This window comes from Embleya hyalina (assembly GCF_003967355.1).
Taxonomy (GTDB): Bacteria; Actinomycetota; Actinomycetes; order Streptomycetales; family Streptomycetaceae; genus Embleya; species Embleya hyalina.
In genome coordinates this window covers 1-927 of record NZ_BIFH01000068.1, presented here as the reverse complement: position 1 = coordinate 927, position 927 = coordinate 1, and positions in this window count along the sequence as shown.

Sequence of the window (927 nt, the reverse complement as noted above, 5' to 3'; positions counted from 1 at the left end):
ACCCAAAAATCGCGGCTCCGCCGCTCTCCGCGCTGCGCGCGTCGATCACCACGGTGGGCCCGGGTCGGGGGCGCTGACGCGCCGAAGGGCCGCACCGACGACTCGGGCCACCGGGGAAAGCCCGTGTCGCGGAGGTGGCCGCGTCGGGTGTGACCCGGGCCGTGGTGGGGGCCGTGCGCCCCCGACGCGCAGGGGGAGCGTTGCACGTCGCTACGCGGCCGCGACTGTGCTCCGCACGTGGCGCCCGTCCGCTACGCGGCCGACGCAAGGGTTGGCTCCTGCCCTCGGCGGCCCGGCCCCGCTGCCCGCTTCGGCGCGTCAACACCCGCGACTCGGGCCGCCCACGCGATCGACGCGCGCAGCGCGAGACGCGAGACCGCGAAACGCGAAACGCGAAACGCGAGGCGCGAGGCGCGAGGCGCGAGACCGCGAGGCGCGAGACGCGAGGCGCGAGGCGCGAGACCGCGAGGCGCGAGGCGCGAGGCGCGAGACGCGAGGCGCGAGGCGCGAGGCGCGAGGCGCGAGACGCGAGACGCGAGACGCGAGGCGCGAGGCGCGAGGCGCGAGACCGCGAGGCGCGAGGCGCGAGACCGCGAGGCGCGAGGCGCGAGACCGCGAGGCGCGAGGCGCGAGACCGCGAGGCGCGAGGCGCGAGACCGCGAGGCGCGAGGCGCGAGGCGCGAGGCGCGAGGCGCGAGGCGCGAGGCGCGAGGCTGCGCGTCGGGGTGCATGTCCGCTACGCGGCCGGCACTGTGCTCCGCACGTGACGCCCGTCCGCTTCGCGGCCGATGCGAGGGTTGGCTTCTGCCTTCGGTGGCGCGGACTCGCCGCCCGCTTCGGCGCGTCAGCGCCCGCGACTCGGGCTGCCCACGCGATCGACGCGCGCAGCGCGGAGAGCGGCGGAGCCGCAGAACTTGGGTCGGGTGG